This window comes from Clostridioides sp. ZZV15-6598, assembly GCF_020657705.1.
GTDB classification, from domain to species: Bacteria; Bacillota; Clostridia; order Peptostreptococcales; family Peptostreptococcaceae; genus Clostridioides; species Clostridioides difficile_F.
Genome location: NZ_JAGWCS010000055.1, coordinates 1 through 25,168, shown reverse-complemented (window position 1 = coordinate 25,168; position 25,168 = coordinate 1). Strand labels below are relative to the sequence as shown.

27 protein-coding genes and 1 pseudogene are annotated in these 25,168 nt (G+C 29.1%); all 28 read left to right on the top strand.

What is annotated here, in order from left to right:
- The first annotated feature begins 179 nt into the window (after positions 1-179).
- Positions 180-1,376: an acetate kinase gene (locus KGF50_RS11940; RefSeq protein WP_227848244.1), complete on the top strand. Its 1,197-nt coding sequence runs from the start codon at positions 180-182 to the stop codon at positions 1,374-1,376.
- Positions 1,377-1,468: 92 nt separating this feature from the next.
- On the top strand, positions 1,469-1,993 hold the full coding sequence (locus KGF50_RS11935) for a YceD family protein (protein ID WP_227482193.1): 525 nt from the start codon (positions 1,469-1,471) through the stop codon (positions 1,991-1,993).
- 24 nt (positions 1,994-2,017) lie between these two features.
- Positions 2,018-2,194, top strand: coding sequence for a 50S ribosomal protein L32 (rpmF, locus tag KGF50_RS11930; protein WP_003419113.1), 177 nt, complete (start codon positions 2,018-2,020; stop codon positions 2,192-2,194).
- A 202-nt stretch (positions 2,195-2,396) separates the two neighbouring features.
- Entirely contained in the window at positions 2,397-2,954 is a 558-nt protein-coding gene (gene fapR, locus KGF50_RS11925; protein ID WP_227434100.1) for a transcription factor FapR, read from the top strand.
- A gap of 10 nt (positions 2,955-2,964) precedes the next feature.
- On the top strand, positions 2,965-3,987 hold the full coding sequence (gene plsX / locus KGF50_RS11920; RefSeq protein WP_227848243.1) for a phosphate acyltransferase PlsX: 1,023 nt from the start codon (positions 2,965-2,967) through the stop codon (positions 3,985-3,987).
- Positions 3,988-4,012: 25 nt separating this feature from the next.
- Positions 4,013-4,999 (top strand): beta-ketoacyl-ACP synthase III, encoded by a 987-nt coding sequence (locus tag KGF50_RS11915; RefSeq protein ID WP_227841229.1) that lies wholly within the window; start codon positions 4,013-4,015, stop codon positions 4,997-4,999.
- Between the two features lie 108 nt (positions 5,000-5,107).
- Positions 5,108-6,037, top strand: coding sequence for an enoyl-[acyl-carrier-protein] reductase FabK (gene fabK / locus KGF50_RS11910; protein ID WP_227848242.1), 930 nt, complete (start codon positions 5,108-5,110; stop codon positions 6,035-6,037).
- 15 nt (positions 6,038-6,052) lie between these two features.
- Complete coding sequence (gene fabD / locus KGF50_RS11905; protein ID WP_227848241.1) at positions 6,053-7,003, top strand: ACP S-malonyltransferase; 951 nt, start codon at positions 6,053-6,055, stop codon at positions 7,001-7,003.
- Positions 7,003-7,752, top strand: a complete 750-nt coding sequence (gene fabG, locus KGF50_RS11900; protein WP_227848240.1) for a 3-oxoacyl-[acyl-carrier-protein] reductase — start codon at positions 7,003-7,005, stop codon at positions 7,750-7,752. The genes fabD and fabG overlap by 1 nt, the downstream gene beginning before the upstream one ends.
- 76 nt (positions 7,753-7,828) lie before the next feature.
- Positions 7,829-8,053 (top strand): acyl carrier protein, encoded by a 225-nt coding sequence (acpP, locus tag KGF50_RS11895; protein WP_227434106.1) that lies wholly within the window; start codon positions 7,829-7,831, stop codon positions 8,051-8,053.
- Positions 8,054-8,081: 28 nt separating this feature from the next.
- Positions 8,082-9,320 carry a beta-ketoacyl-ACP synthase II gene (gene fabF, locus KGF50_RS11890; protein WP_227848239.1) on the top strand — a complete coding sequence of 413 codons (1,239 nt, stop codon included), beginning with the start codon at positions 8,082-8,084 and terminating at the stop codon, positions 9,318-9,320.
- Between the two features lie 241 nt (positions 9,321-9,561).
- On the top strand, positions 9,562-11,280 hold the full coding sequence (locus tag KGF50_RS11885) for a diguanylate cyclase (protein WP_227848238.1): 1,719 nt from the start codon (positions 9,562-9,564) through the stop codon (positions 11,278-11,280).
- A 30-nt stretch (positions 11,281-11,310) separates the two neighbouring features.
- The gene (locus KGF50_RS11880; protein WP_227848237.1) at positions 11,311-13,311 is read left to right on the top strand and encodes a sigma 54-interacting transcriptional regulator; all 2,001 of its coding nucleotides are present in this window, start codon (positions 11,311-11,313) and stop codon (positions 13,309-13,311) included.
- A 368-nt stretch (positions 13,312-13,679) separates the two neighbouring features.
- Entirely contained in the window at positions 13,680-13,925 is a 246-nt protein-coding gene (locus tag KGF50_RS11875; RefSeq protein ID WP_227434110.1) for a TIGR03905 family TSCPD domain-containing protein, read from the top strand.
- A gap of 34 nt (positions 13,926-13,959) precedes the next feature.
- Positions 13,960-14,685, top strand: a complete 726-nt coding sequence (locus KGF50_RS11870) for a gamma-glutamyl-gamma-aminobutyrate hydrolase family protein (RefSeq protein WP_227848236.1) — start codon at positions 13,960-13,962, stop codon at positions 14,683-14,685.
- Between the two features lie 21 nt (positions 14,686-14,706).
- Positions 14,707-16,020, top strand: a complete 1,314-nt coding sequence (locus tag KGF50_RS11865; protein WP_227848235.1) for an APC family permease — start codon at positions 14,707-14,709, stop codon at positions 16,018-16,020.
- A 207-nt stretch (positions 16,021-16,227) separates the two neighbouring features.
- Positions 16,228-16,767, top strand: coding sequence for a GNAT family N-acetyltransferase (locus tag KGF50_RS11860; protein ID WP_227848234.1), 540 nt, complete (start codon positions 16,228-16,230; stop codon positions 16,765-16,767).
- An 89-nt stretch (positions 16,768-16,856) separates the two neighbouring features.
- Entirely contained in the window at positions 16,857-18,842 is a 1,986-nt protein-coding gene (locus KGF50_RS11855) for a fructose-1,6-bisphosphatase (RefSeq protein ID WP_227848233.1), read from the top strand.
- A gap of 198 nt (positions 18,843-19,040) precedes the next feature.
- Complete coding sequence (gene spoIIIAA / locus KGF50_RS11850) at positions 19,041-20,009, top strand: stage III sporulation protein AA (protein ID WP_227848232.1); 969 nt, start codon at positions 19,041-19,043, stop codon at positions 20,007-20,009.
- Positions 19,999-20,520, top strand: coding sequence for a stage III sporulation protein AB (locus tag KGF50_RS11845; protein WP_227840554.1), 522 nt, complete (start codon positions 19,999-20,001; stop codon positions 20,518-20,520). The genes spoIIIAA and KGF50_RS11845 overlap by 11 nt, the downstream gene beginning before the upstream one ends.
- Before the next feature lie 16 nt (positions 20,521-20,536).
- A complete protein-coding gene (spoIIIAC, locus tag KGF50_RS11840; protein ID WP_009888937.1) occupies positions 20,537-20,734 on the top strand; it encodes a stage III sporulation protein AC in 198 nt (65 codons plus the stop codon).
- A gap of 24 nt (positions 20,735-20,758) precedes the next feature.
- On the top strand, positions 20,759-21,136 hold the full coding sequence (gene spoIIIAD / locus KGF50_RS11835; RefSeq protein ID WP_227434329.1) for a stage III sporulation protein AD: 378 nt from the start codon (positions 20,759-20,761) through the stop codon (positions 21,134-21,136).
- A gap of 100 nt (positions 21,137-21,236) precedes the next feature.
- Positions 21,237-22,442 carry a stage III sporulation protein AE gene (gene spoIIIAE / locus KGF50_RS11830; RefSeq protein ID WP_227434117.1) on the top strand — a complete coding sequence of 402 codons (1,206 nt, stop codon included), beginning with the start codon at positions 21,237-21,239 and terminating at the stop codon, positions 22,440-22,442.
- A gap of 59 nt (positions 22,443-22,501) precedes the next feature.
- A complete protein-coding gene (locus KGF50_RS11825; RefSeq protein ID WP_227848231.1) occupies positions 22,502-23,113 on the top strand; it encodes a stage III sporulation protein AF in 612 nt (203 codons plus the stop codon).
- 11 nt (positions 23,114-23,124) lie between these two features.
- Positions 23,125-23,679, top strand: a complete 555-nt coding sequence (locus tag KGF50_RS11820) for a stage III sporulation protein AG (RefSeq protein ID WP_227827109.1) — start codon at positions 23,125-23,127, stop codon at positions 23,677-23,679.
- A gap of 26 nt (positions 23,680-23,705) precedes the next feature.
- Positions 23,706-24,395 (top strand): SpoIIIAH-like family protein, encoded by a 690-nt coding sequence (locus tag KGF50_RS11815; RefSeq protein WP_227848230.1) that lies wholly within the window; start codon positions 23,706-23,708, stop codon positions 24,393-24,395.
- A 109-nt stretch (positions 24,396-24,504) separates the two neighbouring features.
- A complete protein-coding gene (locus KGF50_RS11810) occupies positions 24,505-24,867 on the top strand; it encodes an Asp23/Gls24 family envelope stress response protein (RefSeq protein ID WP_227848229.1) in 363 nt (120 codons plus the stop codon).
- 84 nt (positions 24,868-24,951) lie between these two features.
- Positions 24,952-25,168: pseudogene (locus tag KGF50_RS11805) on the top strand (nitrogen utilization protein B); the annotation flags it as partial.

The following is a 25,168-nucleotide window of genomic DNA, read 5'->3' as shown; positions in this document are numbered from 1 at the left end:
ATATAATATAAAAAAAAGTATATACTTTTATATTAAAAGGTGATATATTATTTATGAAAATCGTTTAATGTATACAATAATATATCTATGACAAAATAATAAAATATAAGTTTTTAGACATTTATTATGAATCAAAATTGATTACATATCATTTATAAAAATCTAAGGAGGAAATAATAATGAAAATATTAGTATTAAACTGTGGGAGTTCTTCATTAAAATATCAATTAATAGATATGAGTAATGAAGAAGTTTTATGTATAGGATTAGTTGAAAGAATAGGAATCGAAGGTTCTATACTTAAACATGAAAAAGCAGGAAGAGATGATAAATACATTGTTGAACAACCAATGAAAGACCATAAAGATGCAATAGCATTAGTATTAGAAGCTGTTGCTCATCCAGAATTTGGTGCAGTTAAAGAAATGAAAGAAATAGATGCAGTAGGGCATAGAGTTGTTCATGCTGGAGAAAAATTTGCAACTTCAGTAGTAATAACTCCAGAGGTAGAAGAAGCTTTAAAAGAGTGTATAGATTTAGCTCCACTTCATAATCCAGCAAACATAATGGGAATTGATGCTTGTAAAGCTATACTTCCAGGTGTACCAATGGTAGGAGTATTTGATACTGCTTTCCATCAAACAATGCCTAAATCTTCATACCTATATGGTTTACCTCATGAGTTATATACTAAATATGGAGTAAGAAGATATGGATTCCATGGAACTTCTCATAACTATGTATCTCAAAAAGCAGCAGAGATATTAGGAAAAGATATAAAAGACTTAAAAATAGTAACTTGTCACTTAGGAAATGGTGCTTCTATAGCTGCTGTTGATGGTGGAAAATGTATAGATACATCTATGGGATTCACTCCATTAGAAGGATTAATAATGGGAACTAGATGTGGAGATATAGACCCTGCTATATTACCTTTCTTAATGAGAAAAGAAGGTTTAGATGCTGATGGACTAGATAAATTAATGAACAAAGAATCTGGAGTATATGGAATGACTGGAATTTCTAGTGATTTCAGAGATATAGAAGATGCAGCTAAAAATGGAGATGAAAGAGCTCAAGCAACATTAGAAGCTTATGTTAAAAAAGTACAAAAGTATATAGGTGCTTATGCTGCTGAAATGAATGGATTAGATGTTGTAGTATTTACTGCTGGTGTAGGTGAAAATGGAAAAGCTATAAGAGCAGATATAGCTTCTAATATGGAATTCTTAGGAATGAAATTAGATAAGGAAGCTAATAATGTTAGAGGAAAAGAAACAGTAATATCTACTGCTGACTCTAAAGTAAAAATGCTTTTAATACCAACTAACGAAGAATTAATGATAGCTAGAGATACATTAAGATTAGTAAAATAATTTAATTAAACTTATGCCTATCAAGTAAAAATACTTGACAAACAAATGCTAGATTTGTATAATAAATTTGGTGATATGTTGAGGTGAACTTAATGAAAGTTAGCATAGAAAAAATAAATAGAAAAGAAACTGACAAAATAGACTTGAATTTTTGTGAAAAAATTGATACTATTAGTTATTGTGATGAGATTTACAAATTAGTATCACCTGTAAATTTAAAAGGTAAAGTATCAAAGACTAATAAAGGTTTATATCTAGATATAGATGTCAATTTTACAATTGTTGACAATTGTTCAAGATGTCTTAAAGAAGTAGAAATACCATTAGAGTATTCTATACAAGGTTTTTTAGTAAAAGAAGAAGATTATGATGAAGATGAATTTGAGGAATTTGATCCTTTTATATTCGATGGTGAAGAAATCGACCTTATTGATATAATAGAACAGACATTAGATTTTAATGTGCCTCATAAAGTTCTTTGTAGTGAAAACTGTAAAGGTCTTTGTCAAGGATGCGGAGCAAACTTAAATGAAGGAGAATGTTCTTGCAGTGAAATTACAAACGATGAGGAATACATAGATCCTCGTTTTGCTAAATTAAAAGATTTATTTAATTAAATTTTGACTAAGGAGGTGGCGTAAATGGCAGTACCAAAGCGTAAAACGTCTAAATCAAACACAAAAATGAGAAGAGCAGCTAACTCAAAGATGGAAGCAACAGGATTTGTAAGTTGCCCACAATGTCATGAGCCAAAATTACCACATAGAGTGTGTCCAGACTGTGGATATTATAAAGGTAAAGAAGTTGTATCTAAGTAATAGCTTCTAAAAAACATGTAGAGTATACTCTACATGTTTTTTTTGTACATATAAAAAAAGATGATTTACTAGAGAAATAAATGGATTTTATGCATATTAAAAATTAGAAAAATAATAATATAAGTATTGAAAATTTTTGTGTGTTACTATATACTACTATTAGTAGCTGGTACTAATTACAGCTATAAAATTTGGAGGGAACATGAAAAAAAAGAGTAAAGCCCAAAGACAACAAGAGCTTATAGATATGCTAAAGACTGATCCTTTTTATACTGATGAAGAATTATCAAGTTTGTTTAATGTGAGTATACAGACAATAAGATTAGATAGAATGAGTCTAAACATACCAGAGCTAAGAGAAAGAGTCAAATCAATAGCAGAAACTCAGAGTTCAAAAGTAAAGACTTTAGGAGTAAAGGAAATTACAGGCGAAATCATTGATTTATCTGTAGGGCAATTAGGTATATCTATGTTAGAAGTTACAGAGGACATGATTTACTCTAAAACAAATACTTTGAAAGATACGTATATATTTTCTCTAGCAGATTCATTAGCAATGGCTATAATAGATGCACCTAAAGTTATTATGAGAGTTGCAAATGTAAAATGTTTTAAGTTGATAGAACAACAAGACAGACTTATAGCAAAAGCAGAAGTTTATAGAAATATAGACAAAAAGCATTATGTAAAAGTTGTTATCAATAATAAAGCCCAAGAGCAAATATTTAGAGGGAAGTTTATCTTTGAAGAGTTAGATTAGGAGGAAAATCATGAAAATAGTAATAGATGGAATGGGTGGAGATAATGCACCAAAATCTAATGTAGAAGGCGCAGTAAATGCTATAAAAGAATATCAAGTAGATTTAATAATCACAGGAGATAAAGATTTATTAGAAAAAGAATTTTCAAATTATGAATTTGATAGAAATAAACTAGAAATAGTTCATACTACTGAGATTATAGAAAATGAAGATAAACCAGTTAAGGCTATAAGAAGCAAAAAAGATTCATCTATGGTAGTAGCATTAAACCTCGTAAAAGAAGGTAAGGCAGATGCTATAATATCAGCTGGAAACACAGGAGCTTTACTTGCTGGTGGATTATTTGTAGTCGGTAGAATAAAAGGAATTGATAGACCTTGCTTATGCTCAGCAATACCAAATGTAAAGCGAGGAATGACACTTATAGCAGACTGTGGTGCAAATGCAGATTGTAAATCTAAGAATCTAGTTGAATTTGCAGCTATGAGTAATATTTACTCAAGAAAAGTGCTAGGACTTGAAAATCCTAAAGTGGCGCTAGCAAATGTTGGACTAGAAGAAGGTAAAGGCAATGATTTAGTCAAAAAATCATATGAAGAAATTAAAAAGTTAGATTTAAATTTTATAGGAAATGTAGAAGCTAGAGAGGTTATAAATGCATATACAGATATAATTATTTGTGATGGATTTACGGGTAATATATTACTTAAATCTGCTGAAGGGGTAGCTCTTTCAGTTATGAGCCTTATAAAGGAAACTTTTATGGCTAGTACAAAAAGCAAAATAGGAGCATTACTTATAAGAGATGATTTGAAAAAATTAAAGAGTTTTATAGATTATTCTGAGTATGGTGGAGCTCCACTTTTAGGATTAAATGGAGGAGTTATAAAGGCTCATGGTAGCTCTGATGCTAAAGCTATAAAAAATGCTATAAATCAAGGTATAAAATTTACAAAAGGAAAAGTTGTTGAGGATATCAATCAATTTATAAGTAAATATAATGAAGAAAATAAAAATAACGAAGATGAATAAACTCGTTTTGGAGGTTTAATATATAATGAATACAAAGGCTGGAATATTAGGTGTAGGAAGTTATCTACCTGAGAAATCATATGATAATTTTCACTTCGAAAAAATAATGGATACATCAGATGAGTGGATAAGCACTAGAACTGGTATTAAGGAAAGAAGGTTTGTAGAAGATAATGAGGCAACTTCTGACCTAGCATCTAAGGCTGCTTTAAAAGCTATAGAGTGTGCAAAGTTAAATGTAGAGGACATAGAGTTGATTATTTTGGCAACAATTACTCCTGATATGTCTTTGCCTTCAACTGCATGTATAGTACAAGAAGCAATAGGAGCAGTGAATGCTACTGCATTTGATATATCAGCAGCTTGTTCTGGATTTGTATATGGAGTAACTATTGCAAAGCAATTTGTGGAAACTGGTTGTTATAAAAATGTACTTGTAATAGGAGCAGAAACTTGCTCGAAGTTTCTAAATTACAATGATAGGTCAACAGCAGTACTATTTGGAGATGGTGCTGGAGCAGCTGTTATTGGACCTGTAAGTGAAGGTGGAATCCTATCTACACATATGGGTTCTGATGGTAGGGGAAAAGATTGTTTAAAGATACCTGCTGGAGGTTCAAGACTTAGAGCAAGTAAAGATACTGTAGAAGCTAATCTACATACAATAGAGATGGCAGGTAGCGATGTATTTAAGTTTGCAGTTAGAAAGATGGCAGAAACATCTTTAACAGCTCTTGAAAAAGCAAATTTAAATACAACTGATATAGACTATCTAATACCACATCAAGCCAATATAAGAATAATACAAGCTTCTTCTAAGAGATTAGGGATTGATATGAATAAGGTTTATGTAAACATAAATAAGTATGGAAATATGTCTGCTGCATCTATACCTGTTGCGTTAGATGAAGCATATAAAGAAGGAAAAATCAAAAAAGGTGATAATGTAGTTTTAGTTGGCTTTGGTGGAGGTCTAACTTGGGGAGCTTCAGTCGTTAAGTGGACTTTATAGTACAAAACATCTAAAATTCTTTAATTAACAAAATTAGCTTTATCTAAAAATTAAAGTTAATTAACAATAAAAAGTTTACTTTTATGATTTTAAGTGAAGGAGAATGATATGAATAAAATTTGCAAACTGTTAAATATAAAATACCCAGTTATCCAAGGGGGAATGGCATGGGTAGCTACTGCATCATTAGCAAGTGCTGTATCTAATGCAGGTGGACTTGGAATAATAGCAGCAGGAAATGCACCAAAAGAAGCTATAAAGGAAGAGATTGTTAAATGTAAAGAATTAACAGATAAACCTTTTGGTGTAAATGTAATGCTTCTGTCACCATTTGTAGATGATATAATAGATTTAATTATAGAAGAAAAGGTTCAAGTTATTACTACTGGTGCTGGAAATCCTGCAAAGTATATGGACAGATTAAAAGAAGCTGGAACAAAAGTTATACCTGTAGTACCAACAATAGCTTTAGCACAAAGAATGGAAAAGTTAGGAGCTACAGCAGTAATAGCTGAAGGTACAGAAGGTGGAGGACACATAGGAGAACTTACTACTATGGTTTTAGTTCCACAAATTGCTGATGCTGTTAATATACCTGTAATAGCAGCAGGAGGTATTGTAGATGGTAGAGGTATTGTTGCTTCATTTGCACTAGGTGCTAATGCAGTTCAAGTAGGAACTAGATTTATCTGTAGTGAAGAGTGTGCTGTACATTTAAACTATAAAGAATTAGTATTAAAAGCAAAAGATAGAGATGCAATTGTTACAGGAAGAAGTACAGGTCATCCAGTAAGAACATTAAAAAATAAATTATCAAAAGAATTCTTAAAGATGGAACAAAACGGAGCTACTCCTGAAGAATTAGACAAAAAAGGTACAGGTGCTTTAAGATTTGCAACAGTAGATGGAGATATAGAAAAAGGTTCATTTATGGCAGGTCAAAGTGCTGCTATGGTAAAAAAAATAACACCTTGTAAAGAAATTATAGAGACTATGGTAAATCAAGCAAAAGAGATTATGCCAGGCATAGAACTGTAAATCAGGAGGAGCATGATGGGAAAAGTTGCACTAGTATTTCCTGGTCAAGGAGCCCAATATGTAGGGATGGCTAAGGATTTATATGAAAATGACGAGGTTGCTAAAAATGTAATAGATGAGGCTTGTATTGCCTTAAATATAAATTTAAAAAAACTTATGTTTGAGGGCAGTGAAGAAGAACTTTCCAAAACTGAAAATACTCAACCAGCTATGGTTACACATAGTGTAGCTGTATTAAAAGCGATACAATCAAAAATGAATTTAAAATACGATGCATGTTTAGGTTTATCTTTGGGAGAATATAGTGCATTGGTTGCAGCAGATGCAATTGATTTTAAAGATGCTGTATGCCTAGTTAAAAAAAGAGGTAAATTCATGCAGGAAACAGTGCCAACAGGGGTTGGAGCTATGGCAGCGATTTTAGGTTTAGATAGAGAAATATTAGGAAATGTTGTAAAAGACATACAAGGAGGGATTGTAGAAGTAGCAAATTACAATTCTCCTGGTCAGATAGTTATATCTGGCGAAAATGAAAAGATAGAAGAAGCAATGGTAAAATGTAAAGAGGCAGGAGCAAAAAGAGCTGTTAAATTAAATGTAAGTGGACCTTTCCACTCATCAATGCTAAGAGAAGCTGGCGTAAAACTAGCTAGCGAATTAGAAAAAGTTAATATGACTAAGCCTAAAGTTGATGTAGTGGCAAATGTAAATGCAGATTACTATCAAAATGAAGGTAAAGACTTGCTTATAAAACAAGTAAGCTCTTCTGTACTTTGGGAAGATTCTATAGAAAGATTATTAAACGATGGGTATGATACTTTTATAGAAATGGGACCAGGAAAAACTTTAAAAGCATTTATTAAGAAGATAGCCTCTAATAAAAAAGCAAGTGTGAATATTTACAATATAGATGGTATAGATTCTTTAAATGAGTTTGTACAAGATTATGGAAATGGAGAGATATAATGATAAATCTTACAGGACAAGTAGCAGTTGTTACTGGTGGATCTAGAGGTATAGGAAAAGAAATAGCAAAAAAATTAGCATCTTTAGGAGCCGATATAGTAATCAATTATACTTCTAAAGAGGATGAAGCCCTAAAAACTAAAAACGAAATAGAAGGTATGGGTGTAAAATGTACTTCTATAAAATGTGATGTATCTAAATCTGATGAAGTAAATCAAATGATGGACTCTGTTATAAAAGAGTTTGGAAAAATTGATATATTGGTTAATAATGCAGGTATAACTAGAGATGCATTGCTTATGAGAATGAAAGAAGAAGATTTTGATAGAGTAATAGATATAAATTTGAAAGGTGTATTTAATTGTACAAAAGCAGTTACTAAACCTATGATGAAAAAGAAATATGGTAGAATAATAAATATGACTTCAGTAGTTGGAATCATGGGAAATGTGGGTCAAACTAATTACTGTGCATCAAAAGCTGGTGTTATAGGATTTACAAAAGCTTCTGCGAGAGAATTAGCATCAAGAAATATAAATATAAATGCAGTAGCACCAGGATTCATAGAAACAGATATGACTAAAGTACTAAGTGATGATGTAAAAGAATCAACACTAGCAAATATACCAAAAAAATCTTATGGTAAACCAGAAGATGTAGCCAATGCTGTAGCATTTTTAGTTAGTGATATGTCAAGTTATATAACAGGACAAGTGTTAAATGTAGATGGTGGAATGGTAATGCAATAATAAAAAATAATACTCTAAAAAGTAGAGAAATCTATTTAAAATAAAAATTAAAATAAAAAATCTTAGGAGGAACACAATGTTTAATAAAGTTGTAGAAATAATAATAGAACAATTAGGAGTAGAAGATAAAGAAATAACTATGGAAACATCATTAATGAAAGATTTAGAAGCAGATTCATTAGATGCAGTAGAAATAATAATGGCACTTGAAGATGAATTTGGGATAGAAATACCAGATACAGAAGCAGAAAACTTCAAATCTATAGGGGACATAGTTAACTATATAGAAGCTAATAAATAGTCGAGCTTTAAAAAAGTGGAGGTATCAAATGAATAAAAGAGTAGTAATAACGGGACTTGGATGTGTTACACCATTGGGAACAGGAAAAGAAGAGTTCTGGAACAATATAAAATCTGGAGTATCTGGTATAGATAAAATAACTAATTTTGATGCTAGCACATATCAAACTCAAATAGCAGGAGAAGTTAAAAATTTTCATCCAGAGGAATATATAAGTAAAAAAGAGTTAAAAAGATTAGATAAATTTGCTCAATTTGCAATAGTTTCTGCAAAATTAGCAGTTGAAGATGCAAATCTTGATTTAGATAAAGTTGATAGAGAACGTGTTGGAGTTATAATAGGTTCTGGTATAGGTGGAGTTGAAGCAATAGAAACTCAACATAAAATTCTTTTGGAAAAAGGAAATAAAAGAGTAAGTTCACTGTTTGTACCTATGATGATAGGAAATATGGCAGCTGGTCAAGTTTCAATATTCTTAGGAGCAAAAGGACCTAATACTAATGTATGTACAGCTTGTGCATCTGGAACACACTCAATTGGTGATGCCTTTAAGGTTATACAAAGAGGAGATGCAGATATTATGGTAGCAGGAGGTTCTGAAGCTGCTGTAACAGGTCTTGCATTTGCTGGATTCTGTAATATGAAGGCTATGTCAACTAGAAATGATGACCCTAAAACTGCATCACGCCCATTTGATAAGGACAGAGATGGATTTGTAATGGGAGAAGGAGCAGGTATTGTTATATTAGAGGACTTAGAACATGCTTTAGCAAGAGGCGCAAAAATATATGCAGAAGTAGTAGGTTATGGTTTAACTGCTGATGCATATCATATGACGACTCCAGCTGAAAATGGCGAAGGAGCAGCTAGGTCTATGAATATGGCTTTAAAAGATGGAAATGTTCCACTAGAAGAAGTAGATTATATAAATGCTCATGGAACTTCAACGTATTATAATGACTTGTATGAAACTATGGCTATAAAAACTGTATTTGGAGAAAATGCATATAATTTATGTGTATCATCGACAAAATCTATGACTGGGCATTTATTAGGAGCGTCAGGAGCAATAGAAGCAGTTGTTTGTGCAATGAGTATAGAAGATAGTTTTATACCTCCAACTATAAACATACAAGAAGTTGGCGAGGATTTAGATTTAGATTATGTTCCAAATAAAGGTAAAGAAAAAGATATTAGATATGCACTATCAAATTCTTTAGGTTTTGGTGGACATAATGCTACAATTATACTAAAAAAATATGTATAAATAAATCATAAATATTAAATATTAAATTAAAAAACAAGCACTTGTTTTTAACTTTATAAATTTATATTAACTAAATTAAAAGTTCCCTAAATTAGAATAAATGTCTAATTTAGGGAACTTTTTTGTTGAAAATTAATTTTATCGTATGTTGTAAATTATTTTGATATATTGTATCATTAAAAGTTAAGAGGTTATATATACGAGTTTTAATTTTACAATATACAGAAGGAGGACTAAAATTTTGAATTTTAGACTACCAAAGAAAAGGTTACCCAAAAGGATAATTTTTATAGGTATAATACTTATTAGTATTATTTTGTTTATAAAGTATGATCAAAATGGACTTAAAGAAAGAGAAATTATAAATAAGGGAAAATATATGTCTGAAAGTCTTGTGTCGGATAAGAAGTATGATGAAGCAAAGAAAGTAGTTAAAACTTCTTTTGAATCTATCCCAGAAAAAAAATACAATAAAGTATATAATGAAGTGTGGGATATGTTAAAGACTATTTCATATGTCCCAGATGGAACGAAGATAGTTATTGATTCGTTAGAAAAGATGAGAACATCAGATGTAAAGTTATCTGATGAATGTAGATTTAGTATAGAAAAAAGACTAGCATCAGTGTACATAATGGATAATAATTATTCTAGAGCAGTAGACTTAACTGTAAAGTCTATAAAATTGGCTGAGAAATTAGGAGATAATTATGAAAAAGCAAGACTAGATGTTGATTTGGCGAGCATACTTTTAAAGGTAGGTGGATATGAAACAGGAGAAAAATTAATAAAGGATTCTTTTAAGATAGATGTTGATGAAGATGAAAAAAATGGGCTGGTTAGATTATATGCTCTTATAAATTTAGCGGAAATCTATGTAGAGTTGGGAAAATATGATAAATCTATTGAAACATGTAGTAATGTAAAAGACTATAAAAAGTTTGTAAACATAGATGATTATAATGATTTTGAAATAATGGCTTCTATAATGCAGGCAAATGCATATGTAGGAAAAAATGATATATCAAAGGCAAAGGCTCTTTTAGAAAGAACTGATTATCTTATAAAATATGATAAATCAATTCATATATTAGATAAAGATATGTATTACTATATGGCAATGGGAAATTTGGAATATAAAAGTGAAAATTATGATTCTGCAATAGATAATTATAAAAAAAGTCTAGAGATATCTACTAAAAGAAAGTTAACTCAAGAGAAAATAAAAACTTTAAATGAAATATTAAATATATATGAGAAACAAGGGAATGTAAACTCTGTAAATAAGTATCAGAAGACATTAATAAATGAATATAAGGAGAACAAAAGCATAAGAGATTCGGAAGTTAGCTTTTATATAATAGATAAGGTATCACGTGAAAGTGAATTTTTTGAAAAAAATAAAAAAGAAATTAAGTCTTATAAAATATTATTTAGTGTAATTTTAATTATCGCATTAGGTTCTACTTTTTTATACAATAGACTGAAATACTTTAAAGCACAAAATTTGCATGATGGGCTTACAAATGTTTATAATAGAAAAAGTTTTGATATTATGTATAATAAGTACATAGAGAAAGATGATAATTTTGCACTTGTAATGATAGATATAGATAATTTTAAACTTATAAATGATAATTATGGACATAAATTTGGAGATGTTGTAATAAAAGGGATAGTAAATACTATTTGTGTTATGCTTGAGCAAGAAGATAAAGTATTTAGATACGGTGGAGAAGAGTTTTCTGTATTAATAAGAGATAAGTCTGGAGAAGAAGTGTTTAATATAATTGACAATATAAGAAATGCAATTGCAAATAAAAAGTGGGGTGAAGATGTGACTGTAACTATAAGTGCAGGTATATCCCATATCTCTGACAGCAAAAATATATTAGAAGAAGCAGATAAAAATCTATATAAAGCAAAACAGCTTGGAAGAAATAAAGTAGTGTACAAATAATTGTATATTATATAGATATGAGGTATAAATATGAAACAGTCAATAGCTATAGTAACAGATAAGATAACTAAATTATCATCTTTCTTGGAAGAAAATATACGATTGGTTTTAGGAAACTATCTTGATATAAATCATTATTATTTAGAAAATTTAAAAGATGATGATAAAATACAAGGCGATTTTGTTTTAGTAATGAATGATGATAGACTAAATAGCATGAGAAAGCATTTAGTACAAGATAGTAAAATTATAGTTGTGAGAAGAACTCTTAAAGAAAAAGAAATATATGGATTATTTTCAATACCATATGGAACAGAAGTGTTAGTTGTAAATGACACAAAAGAAACTACATTAGAGACAATAAGTCTATTTTATAAGATAGGAGTAAAAAATTTAAAGCTTACTCCATATATTGAAGGGCAAACTTATGAAAATATAGATATAGCCATAACACCTGGAGTAACTGAAAAAGTGCCAAATTATATAAAAAAGGTAATTGATTTAGGAAATAGGTGCATTGATATATCTACTTTTATAGAAATAATAAATGGTCTTAAAATTGATGTCAAGGAAATAAGGAAAAATCTGATGGCATATTCTGAGCGTCTAATAAGCTTAGATAATGGTGTCAAAGACAACTATAGACAATTATTTCTAAAAATAGAAGAACAAGATGTTATATTAAATCTATCAAAGGATGGAATAATATTTACTTCAATAGATGGTGTTGTAAATACATTTAATAAAGAAGTGTTAAAGATTCTAGGTATAGACAGAAATATACGAGGAAAAAACATAAGAGACATTATCTCTAAAGATTTGGAGATTCTACTTGAAGACAAAGAGATTGTCGATGAAGTTGTATTTACAAATAAAAAATACATTAATGTAAATAAAAAAAATATATTTTCTATGGGGAATAAAGCTGGTATATACTACAATCTACAAGAGATAACATATATAAAAAAATTAGAACAAAATCTTACTAATAAATTAAGAGAGCAAGGGCAAATAGCAAAGTACACATTTAAAAATATAAAAACTAAGAATAAAAAGATGACAAAGTGTATAGAGTTAGCTAAAAAAATATCTAAATCAGACCTTTCTGTTTTAATAATAGGGGAAAGTGGAACTGGGAAAGAATTATTATCTCAATCAATTCACAATAACTCTAATAGAAGTAATCAGCCCTTTATAGCAGTTAATTGCGCTGCAGTTCCAGATAGCTTATTAGAAAGTCAGTTATTCGGCTATGAAAAAGGTTCTTTTACAGGAGCATTAAGAGAAGGGAAAAAAGGATTATTTGAACTTGCAAACAATGGAACTATATTTTTAGATGAGATTGGGGATATGCCTCCATTATTGCAGACAAAATTACTTAGAGTACTTCAAGAAAAACAAGTTATGCCTATAGGTTCCCATAATATTATAAATATAGATGTTAGAATTATAGCTGCGACAAATAAAAATTTACCTAAAATGATTAGAGAAGGTAAATTTAGAGAAGATTTGTATTATAGATTAAATGTACTACCAATAGACATACCATCATTAAGAGATAGAAAAGAAGATATAATAACTCTTATGAATTTCTTTTTGGAAAAGGATATAAAAGTTTCTCCTGAAGTTGAGGTTATTCTAGAAAAATACAATTGGCCGGGAAATATAAGAGAGTTACAAAATGTTGCCTCTTATGTAAGTTTAATGTGTGAGAGTATGATTTTTAAAGATGACCTTCCACCTTATATAAAGACAGAATATATTAGTAATTTTGATGATGGGATTGGTTATACAAAAAAAGAATTTGAGTATATACTTAGAATACTATATGAAAGAAAAGATTTAGCTTCTGGAGTTGGACGAGGTTTTATAATAGAAAAACTTACAGAAGAAGGTATTGAAATATCTGAAAGTAAAGTAAGAAAAGTATTGTCTTATTTGAGTGAGTGTGGATACATATCATCTAAATCTGGAAGATGTGGAAGTCAAATAACACAAGAAGGTATAAAGTTTTACAATAATATAAATTAAGTATAGTAAAGTAAAGTAAAAGATTCTAGATAGACATATCTGAGAACTTGGAAAGATTTATATGTATAAAATTTAAAACATATTATGCTCAAATTAACATTTAATATCATATATTAAAAACATATAAAAATAAATTAAATATAAATAGGTTTATATAATAGGTTTAGATAGGTAATAGGTTATAGGTAAATAACCCATTACCTATTTTTAATTGCAAAAAAAATTGTATTTAGAGCTAAAAATAAAAAGATATTTGATGGAAGCATTGTGAATACTTGATAAATAATAAATAAACGTAAAGTATAAATTTTGGCATATATATTGCTAACTATAGAGATAAGACAACAAAATAATTGGGAGGTTTAATTATGAAATACAAAACAACAGGGACTTGTGCTACAGAAATTGAATTTGAGGTAAAAGATGACAAAGTTACAAATGTAAATTTTGTTGGTGGATGTGATGGAAATTTAAAAGGATTAAAAGTATTAGTTGAAGGTATGAATATAGAAAATGTAATTCAAAAACTAAAAGGAATAGAGTGCAAAACAAAACCAACATCTTGTCCAGACCAACTTTCTCTAGCATTAGAGAATTATATAAATAAAAAATAAGTACATAAAACAACAACTAGTTAGGAGTTTAATTATGAAACCAATAATAGGTATTTTAGGGAATCTGATAATAATGGAAAATGGAATGTTTCCTGGGCTTGAAAGATCCTATGTAAATAATGATTATATAAACGCAGTATTAAAAGGAGGAGGTAGCCCAGTTATTATTCCAGTAAATGCAGATAGAGAAGTTATAAAGAGACAGATTGAGATGGTTGATGGAGTTTTAATATCTGGAGGATGGGATGTTAATCCTCAATTATATGGTGAAGAAACAAGAGAAGAAACAACATTTATATATCCTGAAGTAGATGAATTTGATTTAATTGCTATAAGTATAGCTTTAGAACTTAAAAAGCCAATACTAGGTATATGCAGAGGGCTACAAATATTAAATGTAAGTCTAGGTGGAACTTTATATCAAGATAATAATCTTGTTGAAGGAAGTTACATAAAACATACACAATCTTCTAAAAGATATGTAGCTACTCATAAGGTAGATGTTCAAGAAGGTAGTATTTTAGAAGGTATTTTAGGAAAACAATTACTTACAAATAGTTATCATCATCAAAGTGTTAAAAAACTTGGTAGAGGATTGAAAGCCATAGCATACTCAAAAGATGGTATAATAGAAGCTATTGAAAAAGAGGATGAAAATTTTGTAGTAGGAATACAATGGCATCCAGAAATGATGGTAGATTATTGTAATAAAATGGAAAAGTTGTTTAAATATTTCGTAAATATTTGTTCGACTTTATAACATACCTTGGGGGGATTAAACATGAACGAAAAAAATAAAATGGGATTAATAAGTATTATACTTTTAGGTATTAATGCAGTTGTAGGAGCCGGCGTTTTCCTATTACCAGGAAACGCAATGAAAGCATTTGGTGTTGCGAGTATATTTGTATATATGTTTGATATGTTACTGGTTTTATCTATGGCATTTTGTTTTGCTGAAGTGGCAGGTAAATTTAATAAAAATGGTGCTGCATATGTGTATACCAAAGAAGCATTTGGAGATTTTTTTGGATTTGAAGTAGGTCTTATGAAATGGGTAATAGGATGTATTTCTTGGGGAGCATTAATAGTAGGTTTTCCTACATCTTTATCAGCAGTATGGGCTCCTGCAGGTGACCCACATATACAAAAAATTATAATAGTAGCTATGATAGTTGGGCTTACAATTATAAACTTATTAGGTGTATCTTTATCAAAAATTGTACAAAATGTTATAACAGTAGGTAAACTAATTCCATTGATACTATTTATAGTAATAGGTGTATTTTTTATAAAAGGAGCTAACTTTACTAATTCAACAATGGTACCATCAGGAGCAGGAGTTACAGAATTTGGAGCAGCAGCACTTTTAATGTTTTATTCATTTACAGGATTTGAATCTATAGCAGTAGCAGCAGAAGATATGGAGAATCCTCAAAAAAATATACCTATAGCAATTATAAGTGTAATAGTAATTGCATCAATAATATATATATTAAATCAAGTTGTGTGTGTTGGTATATTAGGAGATAAATTATCTAGTACAGCTACTCCTGTTGCAGATGCGGCGAGAATATGTTTTGGAAATATGGGAGCAGGATTAGTTACTTTTGGGACATTAGTTTCTGTTGGTGGAATTTGTATGTGTGGTGCTTTTGTAAATCCAAGAAGTTGTGTAGCTTTAGCTGATGACAAGATGTTACCAAAAATGTTTGCAAGAAAAGATAAAAATGGTACACCATATGTAGCGATAATAGCAACTATGATAATTACTATACCAATAGCTTTGTCTGGAAGTTTTGCTGAATTAGCAGCAATAAGTGCAGTTGCAAGATTTATACAATATATACCTACTTCTTTATCAGTATTAGTATTTAGAAAGAAAAGACCAGAGTTAGTAGGGACTTTTAAAACTCCATTTGGAGCAGTAATTCCTTTAATTGCAGTGTGTGTTGGTACATGGTTATTATTCCAAGCGTCTATGCACCAATTAATTATGGGATTAGGAGCATTAGCAGTTGGAGTACCACTATACTTTATAATGAAGTCTTATAATAGAAAGGTTTATGGAGAAGATTTAAAGAAAGTTGTTTAAATTTTATTATAAATACTATTTGACTAACAGAGGAATATTATCAAAAAATTGAATACAAACAAATATATATAAGGTTATATTAAAATATTATTAAATTTTTATTTTAGTATAACCTTATATTGTTATTAATACATGAAAAATATTGTAATAGAGGTAAAATAATAGTATTATGTTTATTAGATAAAAAACTTGTTAGGAGGTAAATTTATGTCAGCAATAACTTTAAAGAATGGTATAGAAGTATCTATTAGAGAAGGAGTAAAAGAAGATGCCCAAGCTATTATAGATTTTTATAATGAAGTAGGCGGGGAAACTCATTTTCTTTCATTTGGGAAAGGTGAATATAAAATATCTTTAGAAGACCAAGAAAATTCCATAGAGTCAGCAAAAGCATCTGATAACTCAATAAAATTAATCGCATTTATAGATGGAGAGATAGCTGGTATTGCTACAATTGATTCAAACCAAAAAGCAAAGGGAAAACATGTTGGAGTTTTAGGAATTGTTGTTAAAGAAAAATACTGGGGAGCTGGATTAGGCAAAAGACTTATGTTAGACCTTATAGAATGGTGTAAATCAAATGGAATAACTAAGAAAATAACTCTTGTTACTAATGAAGAAAATCATAATGCTATAGAATTATACAAAAGAGTAGGATTTGAAGTAGAAAGTATATTAAAGAAAGAATGTTATTATAATGGTGTTTATACTGATTTAATAGGGATGTCACTTTTATTAGGAATATAATTAGTGTACATTTTATCTCGAAAAAATCATATTAAGTATGGTATAATTAAAAAAAGAATATAACTTAATATAATTTTGGAGGACGAATTATGAAAAATCTGTGTAAAATATCAGATGAATATTTAAATAGTAAACTTAAATATTTGAAGTTATTATCAAAACAATATCCGAGCATATCGAAAGCAAGTACAGAAATAATAAACTTAGAGGCTATATTAAATCTTCCAAAGGGAACAGAACATTTTATAACAGATGTACATGGTGAATATGAGCCATTTGTACATGTTTTAAAAAATGGTTCTGGTGTAATAAAGAGAAAAATAGAAGAATTATTTTCAAATACAATAAGAGATAGTGAAAAAAAGATGCTAGCAACTCTTGTATACTATCCTGAACAAAAACTAGACTTAATAATTAAACAAGAGAAAAATGTAGATGATTTTTATAGAATAAATATCTATAGACTTATAGAACTTTGTAAGTATGCTTCTAGCAAATACACTAGGTCAAAGGTCAGAAAACTCTTACCAGAAAATTTTAAATACATAATAGAAGAACTTTTACATGAACACATTAAAAGTGAACATAAAGAAGAATACTATAAAAGTATAGTTGAGACAATAGTTGATATAGGGATAGCTAAAGAGTTTATAATTGCAATTTCTACAGTTATACAAAAGTTAGTTGTTGACAGACTACATGTCATAGGAGATATTTATGATAGAGGTCCAAGACCAGATATAATTGTAGATAAGCTTATCGAACATCATTGTGTAGATATTCAATGGGGAAATCATGATATACTATGGATGGGTGCAGCATCAGGTGAAAAAACTTGTATAGCAAATGCACTTAGAATTTCAGCTAGATATGCAAACCTAGATATAGTAGAAGATATATATGGGATAAATCTATTACCTTTAGCTACTTTTGCAATAGAAATGTATAAAGATGACCCATGTAAAGAATTTATTCCTAAGATTAATGACCAAAGTGTGACGACAACAGAAAAGTCTTTAATGGCAAAAATGCACAAGGCAATAAGTATAATTCAATTTAAACTTGAAGGTGAAGTGATAAAAAGAAGACCTGAGTTTGAAATGGATCATAGGCTTTTGCTTAACATGATAAATTATGAAGAAGGAACAATTACTTTAAAAGGAAAGACATATAAATTAAAAGATACTTATTTACCTACAATAGACAAAAAGGACCCATATAAATTGAGTATTGAAGAAAAAAATGTTATTGAAAAATTAGTGTCTTCATTTAGAGGTAGCGAAAAATTACAAAAGCATGTTTCATTTTTATTCTCTAAAGGAAGCATATATTTAAAAGCAAACTCAAATTTATTGATTCATGGATGTGTGCCATTGAATGAAGATGGAAGCTTTATGTCTATGAATATAATGGGAAAAGAGTATAAAGGTAGAGTCCTTATGGATAAGATGGAATCTCTAGCAAGAGAAGGTTTTTTCTTTAAGGATAAAGCAGAAGAAAAACTCTATGGTATGGATATTATGTGGTATTTGTGGACTGGCAAATGTTCATCATTATTTGGTAAAGACGATATGACTACATTTGAAAGATATTTTATAGCAGAAAAAGAAACTCATAAAGAAAATAAGAATCCATATTTTAAACTTAGAGAAAGTGATGTTGCTTGTGAAAGAATATTTGAAGAATTTGATTTAGAACTTGATGAATCACATATAATAAATGGGCATGTTCCTGTAGAAAGTAAAAATGGAGAGAGCCCAATAAAAGCTAACGGAAAAATTCTTGTTATAGATGGTGGTTTTTCTAGAGCATATCAAAAAACTACTGGTATAGCTGGATACACTTTGATATATAATTCTAGAACCTTACAACTAGTATCGCATGAACCATTTAATTCTGCTGAGGAAGCTATTGCAAATGAAAGCGATATCTTATCGACAACTGTTGTAGTAGAGCATAAGGCAAAGAGAAAAATGGTTCGAGATACTGATGAGGGTGTAAAAATACAAGAAGAAATAGAAGACTTAAAATTACTTTTAATGGCATATAAAAAAGGACTAATAAAAGAAATGTAGACAATAAAAAACTAAGACAACTCTGTACTTGAGGGCGGTCTTAGTTTTTATTTTTATAATAATTTACTTATTGAGTGAATCCTAAATAATAGGGTTCATTTTTTATCGATAAATATTATTTAAAAAATTATATGTGTTTTGGTAATATTCCTTGTCCTTTATAAATAGAATTATATAAACAAAGGAGGAGGACAAGAAATGAATAAACTTTCAGATGAAATAATAAACTCTCTTTCTACAAACATAAGGGAGAAGGTAGAAAAAATCTCAGACAATAATCTAAACATAGAAGAAATTAGATTACGTTCACAAAAACCATTGATACTAAATGCAAACTCTAAAGATTATTTTTATAATCAAAAAACTATGGCACTTGATTTAAATCAGCACAATTCATATATAGTGACAAGGGAAGACATAGAGCAAACTTTTCAAATAATATGTAAATACTCAATACATTCATTTATGGATGATATAAAAAAAGGATTTATAACTTTGAGAGGAGGCCATAGAGTAGGGTTAGTTGGAAAAGTAATAGTAGAAGATGGACAAGTCAAAAATATAAAACACATATCATCTTTAAATATAAGAGTATCAAGAGAAGTCATAGGATGTTCAAATAAGATTTTAAGTCATATCATAAAAGGTAAAAATCAAATTAATAATACTTTGATAATATCGCCACCTCAATGTGGAAAGACAACTTTAATTAGAGATATAGTAAGAAATTTAAGTAATGGTAATGAGGAATATGGATTTAAAGGATTGAAGGTAGCACTAGTAGATGAACGTAATGAGATAGCAGGAGCTTACTTAGGTGTTCCACAGATGGATGTTGGAATAAGGACTGACATAATAGAAACTTGCCCAAAAGATTTGGGCATTACAATGCTTTTAAGGTCCATGTCGCCGAATGTTATCGTGACAGATGAAATTGGAAGTGAGAAAGAAATAAAGGCATTATATACAGCATTAAATGGAGGTATTGGATTAATAACTACTGTACATGGAGATTCAATGGATGATATACAAAATAGAAAAGAACTAAACAGACTCTTAGACAAAGAGTTATTTAAAAAAGTTATAATTCTTTCTGCTAAGAAAGGCGCAGGGACAATTGAAAAAATTTATGATTTAGAAGAAAAGAGATGGTACTTTGCAAATTAAGATAATTATTATAGCACTCTTAATAGGAAGTAGTTATTTGATAGGTGAGCATATATACAAAACCTATACACGAAGACACAAGCAACTAAATGATTTAATAAGAGTTTTAGAAATATTAAGGATGGATTTATCTTTTGGGCTTTATACATTAGAAGAAATTTTTAGAAGGATAGGATGCAATAAAGACTTTTGTTTTTGGAGTTTTTTCTATCAAATCTCAGAAGAACTTCACAATGAACAAAGCAAAACTTTAGAAGAGATAATATCAGAGAATACTGAAATTTTAGTTAAAGAAACTTATCTTGGAAGTAAAGAAATTGAGGAATTAAAAAATCTAATTCTTACCTTGGGAAAAAGTGATATAGAGTCCCAACAAAGAATGATAGATTTATCTATAGAAAATCTGAAAAAACAAACCTATGAAACAAAAGAAGACATAAGTAAAAAAGGGTTATTGTATAAAAAATTAGTGACATTTATAGGCATAGGTATATGTATTATATTGATTTAATATGGGGAGGTTTATTATGGAAATATCATTGATATTAAAGGTTGCAGGTGTAGGTATTCTAATATCAGTATTAAATATGATATTGGAAAAAACAGACAGAAAAGATTGGGCAGGGCTTACTACTTTGGCAGGTGTAATAATCGTGTTGGGGATGGTAATAACAGAAATAAGTGATTTATTTAATACTGTAAGAACAATGTTTCAACTTTACTAAAGAGGAGGGAGTACTTTGGAAATAATGCAATTAATAGGAATTGCAATCATTTCAACTACACTCTGTTTAGTAATAAAAAAAGATAGACCAGAGATAGCAAATTTCATAGCAATAATAACTGGAGTAACAATATTATTATCAGTTATGTTTAAGCTAAATTTTATAATAGATAGCATACAAGATTTAGCTAATAAAGCTAATATTCCAACTATGTATATATCTTTAATAATAAAATTAATTGGAATAGCATATTTAATGGAATTTGCAATACAACTTTGTAAAGATTGTGGGGAAGGAAACATTGCTTCAAAACTAGAGTTTGGAGGAAAAATAATAGTTATGTCAATGTCTTTCCCTATACTTTTATCCATTGTAGAAATGGTGGTGAATATAATTCCATAGTTATTTATGTTGAGGTAGATAGCTATAGATATATTAGTTGTTATTTAAAGGATATTTTGTTGTATTGAGGTTTATAGAGTGAAGAGAGGCATGGTTGCTTATGAAAAAAAGATTTTTACCAATGATTATGGGATTTGTATTGACTTTCTTTTTTGTAAATATCTTTGCCATTATAATATTTGCTAATGAGGTTCCAAGTAGCGAAGATAAAGAATATGGTGAAGCTAAGAGTAGCATAGATAAATATATTGATGGTCAGTTAGACAAGTTAGATATAAATGAAATTCAAGATTATATAAATAAAGAAATAGTTATTAATGATGTTAATTTAAAATCGTTTGTAAAAGACTTAATTAGTGGAGAAAAAAATATTTTAGATTTATTTAATAAAGATGGACTGAAGATATTGATGTTTGATGAGTTTAAAGCAAGTTTAAAGGTAGTAGCAGTAATTTTAGTATTAGCTTTATTGTCATCTATTTTAAAAAGTTTAGAGAATTCTTTTTCATCAGGTGCAGTTAGTCAAATAGCAACATATATAATATTTATCACAATGGTATCGCTAACTTTAATTGGATTTAAAGATGTACTACAAATTTGTTATGATGCGATAGACCATACTGTAGGTCTTATGCAAGTTATAATGCCAATACTAATAACATTTTTACTTTTAATTGGATTTCCAATAACATCTACCACTTTAAATCCTATTTTTATAGGCGGAGTGACATTTATAAATGTGTTTTTTAAGAAATTTTTATTTGTATCAGTAACTGTTGCATTTGGAATTTTAATAATAAACAATTTATCAAAAAACATAAGATTGAAAAGATTTTTTTCTTTTGTCAAACAAATAAATTATGTTTCTATTGGGGCTATGTTTACTGTATATTTAGGACTTGTATCTATACAAGGGTTATATGTAACTAGTTTTGATAAATTCAGTGTAAAAACTGCGAAGTTTGCTATAGGCAACTTTATACCAGTTGTTGGTGGATTTGTATCAGATTCTGTGGATATTTTACTATCTTCATCTCAACTTATAAAAAATATATTTGGTGGAATAGGACTTATCTTACTCATTGGGATTTGTTTACTTCCAGTGATAAAAATTTTATCAGTGATAGTGGTATATAAATTGGCAGCAATAATTGTAGAACCTGTTGGAGAAGATGGAATATCAAATTTTTTAAATGAAGTCGCAAATCTAATGATAATAATGTTAGCATCAGTAATTGCTATAACAATAATGTTCTTTGTGACTGTAGCTATTTTGACCTCGATAAGTGTTGTAAGTCAAGGATAATGTATAGATTGATAAATAGTGATTACTTTTAATCTAAATGTTTTAGAGAGGAGGATGCTATGTTAGAGGGCATAAAGGCATGGATAGTTAGTATTTTAATAGGAGCATTTATAGTAAATATAGTTGATATGATTTTACCTAGTTCCAAGATAAAGCCATATGTGAACTTGGTGTTAAATTTTATATTTGTATTTATTGTAATAACTCCAGTGGTAGGATTTTTTTCAAAAGATATGAGCTTAGAGGATAGAATCTTAAAATCTATGGGAAATTACAATAAGGAATATGTAGATAGTACAAATGCTTTAGCAGAAGAGACTGGAAATACTAGCTTGTCTAAGGGGTATGAAGATGGTTTAAAAGAAGTGCTTAAGCTAAAGCTTGATGAATATGGTTATGATTTAGAAGATATAGAGCTTAATGGTGCAAATATAAATAATATAAAAATAAAAGAAAAAAATAATATGTCAAAGAGCAATAGTGATGAAGAAAATAAAAATAATGGTACTAAAGGAGATGAAGATAGCATAAACTCTAATGACAAAGAAAATTCTAAACAAGTTTTTAAAAAAGGTACAGAGTATGGACTGAATCTAAATGAAGACAAACTAAAAAATGACCTAATAAAAGTGCTTGATGTTTCTATAGAAACTATACAAATTGATAAATAGGAGTTGGAAGAATGTTTAAAAACTTAAACGACAAAGATAAGAGAAAGGTATATTCACTAATAACTATAGCTGGAATATGTGTGGTGTCATTAGTACTATTATCTTGTTTTCCAAGTAGCAAAACTGATAAAAAAGTTGGAAAAACAGATGCTGATAAAAAGACTGAAAAACAAGTTGCTAAGGAACATGAAAAAGACGATTTAGAATCAAAATTAACAACAATACTATCTAAAATTGATGGAGCAGGAGATGTTGATGTAATGATTACATTTGAGTCAAGTGAAGAAATACAACCTGCTTTTAATTCAAATCAAACAACAGAAACAACAGAGGAGAAAGATGCACAAGGTGGAGAAAGAACAGTTACAACTTCAAGTGAAAATAAAACAATGATAACTTCAAATTCAAGTGACCCTGTAGTTATAAAAACTACAGAGCCAAAGATAAAAGGAGTGATAGTAGTAGCAAGTGGAGCTAGTAATCCAAATGTCAAAGAAACACTTTATAGTGCAGTTCAAACATCATTACAAGTAGCAGGTCATCAAGTAGAAATATATTCTAAATAAATACATATAACTGGGGGGATAAATGAATGAAGTTTAATTATAAGGGAAGAGGATTTGTAATAATAACTTTAACTGCAATGTTAGTAATAGTAGGAACAGTAAATTATCAACTTAGTAAGAAATCTTTACTAGAAACATCAAAAGAATTTAAAGCATACGAAGAAGCTCAATTGCAGAAAAATACTACTGATGATAGTGATAGTAGCAATAAAGAAGACTCAGATGCCAAAAATAAACAAGATAGCAAAGAGAGTGCTGACATTGATATAGTTGATAGTAAGGCTAGTAAGGTGAAAGAAAAAGTAACTGAAACAAGTAAAGAAATAAAAGCTCAATTATCATCTGAAAAGAATATGAAAAAAGCATCTTATATTTTAGATATGAAAATGAATAGAGAAAAACAAAGAAATGAATTAGTTCAGGATTTAAATGAAATGATAAATAATCCATCTACAACAGAGGAATCTAGAAAAGAAGCTTCTAATATGAAATTAAATATAGTTAAAACTCAAGAAAAGGAACTTCAAATAGAAAATCTTTTGAGTACAAAAGGATATGAAGAAGCATTAGTTTATATAAGTGATAGCAAAGCCAATGTTGTTGTAAATGAAGCTAAGTTAGATAAGAAAGATGCAGCAAAAATATTTGATTTGGTTGCAGAACAAGCTAATGTAAAGTATGAAAATATTAAACTTACAAATAATAATACTAAGTAAAATATAAACCTCAGAATTAACTGAGGTTATTTTCTTGCAAAGTAGAGTTGTATTTGGTATTATTATACTTATAAAAATAGTTCCTTAAAATCAGGAGGTAAGTTTTAATATGGAAGATAATAAATTTGGACAAGTAAAAATATCTAATGATGTAATAGCTACAATAGCTGGTTTAGCAGCATTAGAAGTTGAGGGCATAGAAACTACAGCAACATTAACAGATAAGTTGTTAAAAAATAATGGAGTAAAAATACAAGTAGAAGAAGAGGATGTTAATTTAGACGTAATGGTTATGATAAAATATGGCATGTCAATACCAGATACAGCTTTTAAAGTTCAAGAAAATGTAAAAAATACTGTTGAGACAATGACAGGACTGAAGGTTTCTCAAGTAAATATACACATTCAAGGAATCAGCTTTAAGAAAGATAAAGTTGATAAAGAAGAAGTAAAAGCAACTAAGAAAAATTAATATTAGCCCTCTGAAAAGTCAGAGGGTTTTTTGTTGGCATTTGATTTTATATAGATAATTAAACTTAAAGGAGAATTTTAATTGATGAAAAAAGATAGGGCACAAAAAAGTACAACAAGGGAATATATAATGAAACTTATATACCAAATAAATATTAATAAAGAGGAGTTTGAAGGTTTAGACGATAAAGTAGATTCTTTCTTAAAAGATAATTCAGAACATATTATAAATAGATATGAAGAACTTACACTTAAGTACTCAAATAATGCAAAATTAAAATTAGAAGATACTAAACTTGAAG

Bases quoted from the DNA above. Each gene is read 5' to 3' on its own strand.
- KGF50_RS11940 (WP_227848244.1), top strand. From the start codon at position 180: ATGAAAATATTAGTATTAAACTGTGGGAGTTCTTCATTAAAATATCAA.
- KGF50_RS11935 (WP_227482193.1), top strand. From the start codon at position 1,469: ATGAAAGTTAGCATAGAAAAAATAAATAGAAAAGAAACTGACAAAATA.
- rpmF (WP_003419113.1), top strand. From the start codon at position 2,018: ATGGCAGTACCAAAGCGTAAAACGTCTAAATCAAACACAAAAATGAGA.
- fapR (WP_227434100.1), top strand. From the start codon at position 2,397: ATGAAAAAAAAGAGTAAAGCCCAAAGACAACAAGAGCTTATAGATATG.
- plsX (WP_227848243.1), top strand. From the start codon at position 2,965: ATGAAAATAGTAATAGATGGAATGGGTGGAGATAATGCACCAAAATCT.
- KGF50_RS11915 (WP_227841229.1), top strand. From the start codon at position 4,013: ATGAATACAAAGGCTGGAATATTAGGTGTAGGAAGTTATCTACCTGAG.
- fabK (WP_227848242.1), top strand. From the start codon at position 5,108: ATGAATAAAATTTGCAAACTGTTAAATATAAAATACCCAGTTATCCAA.
- fabD (WP_227848241.1), top strand. From the start codon at position 6,053: ATGGGAAAAGTTGCACTAGTATTTCCTGGTCAAGGAGCCCAATATGTA.
- fabG (WP_227848240.1), top strand. From the start codon at position 7,003: ATGATAAATCTTACAGGACAAGTAGCAGTTGTTACTGGTGGATCTAGA.
- acpP (WP_227434106.1), top strand. From the start codon at position 7,829: ATGTTTAATAAAGTTGTAGAAATAATAATAGAACAATTAGGAGTAGAA.
- fabF (WP_227848239.1), top strand. From the start codon at position 8,082: ATGAATAAAAGAGTAGTAATAACGGGACTTGGATGTGTTACACCATTG.
- KGF50_RS11880 (WP_227848237.1), top strand. From the start codon at position 11,311: ATGAAACAGTCAATAGCTATAGTAACAGATAAGATAACTAAATTATCA.
- KGF50_RS11875 (WP_227434110.1), top strand. From the start codon at position 13,680: ATGAAATACAAAACAACAGGGACTTGTGCTACAGAAATTGAATTTGAG.
- KGF50_RS11870 (WP_227848236.1), top strand. From the start codon at position 13,960: ATGAAACCAATAATAGGTATTTTAGGGAATCTGATAATAATGGAAAAT.
- KGF50_RS11865 (WP_227848235.1), top strand. From the start codon at position 14,707: ATGAACGAAAAAAATAAAATGGGATTAATAAGTATTATACTTTTAGGT.
- KGF50_RS11860 (WP_227848234.1), top strand. From the start codon at position 16,228: ATGTCAGCAATAACTTTAAAGAATGGTATAGAAGTATCTATTAGAGAA.
- KGF50_RS11855 (WP_227848233.1), top strand. From the start codon at position 16,857: ATGAAAAATCTGTGTAAAATATCAGATGAATATTTAAATAGTAAACTT.
- spoIIIAA (WP_227848232.1), top strand. From the start codon at position 19,041: ATGAATAAACTTTCAGATGAAATAATAAACTCTCTTTCTACAAACATA.
- spoIIIAC (WP_009888937.1), top strand. From the start codon at position 20,537: ATGGAAATATCATTGATATTAAAGGTTGCAGGTGTAGGTATTCTAATA.
- spoIIIAD (WP_227434329.1), top strand. From the start codon at position 20,759: ATGCAATTAATAGGAATTGCAATCATTTCAACTACACTCTGTTTAGTA.
- spoIIIAE (WP_227434117.1), top strand. From the start codon at position 21,237: ATGAAAAAAAGATTTTTACCAATGATTATGGGATTTGTATTGACTTTC.
- KGF50_RS11825 (WP_227848231.1), top strand. From the start codon at position 22,502: ATGTTAGAGGGCATAAAGGCATGGATAGTTAGTATTTTAATAGGAGCA.
- KGF50_RS11820 (WP_227827109.1), top strand. From the start codon at position 23,125: ATGTTTAAAAACTTAAACGACAAAGATAAGAGAAAGGTATATTCACTA.
- KGF50_RS11815 (WP_227848230.1), top strand. From the start codon at position 23,706: ATGAAGTTTAATTATAAGGGAAGAGGATTTGTAATAATAACTTTAACT.
- KGF50_RS11810 (WP_227848229.1), top strand. From the start codon at position 24,505: ATGGAAGATAATAAATTTGGACAAGTAAAAATATCTAATGATGTAATA.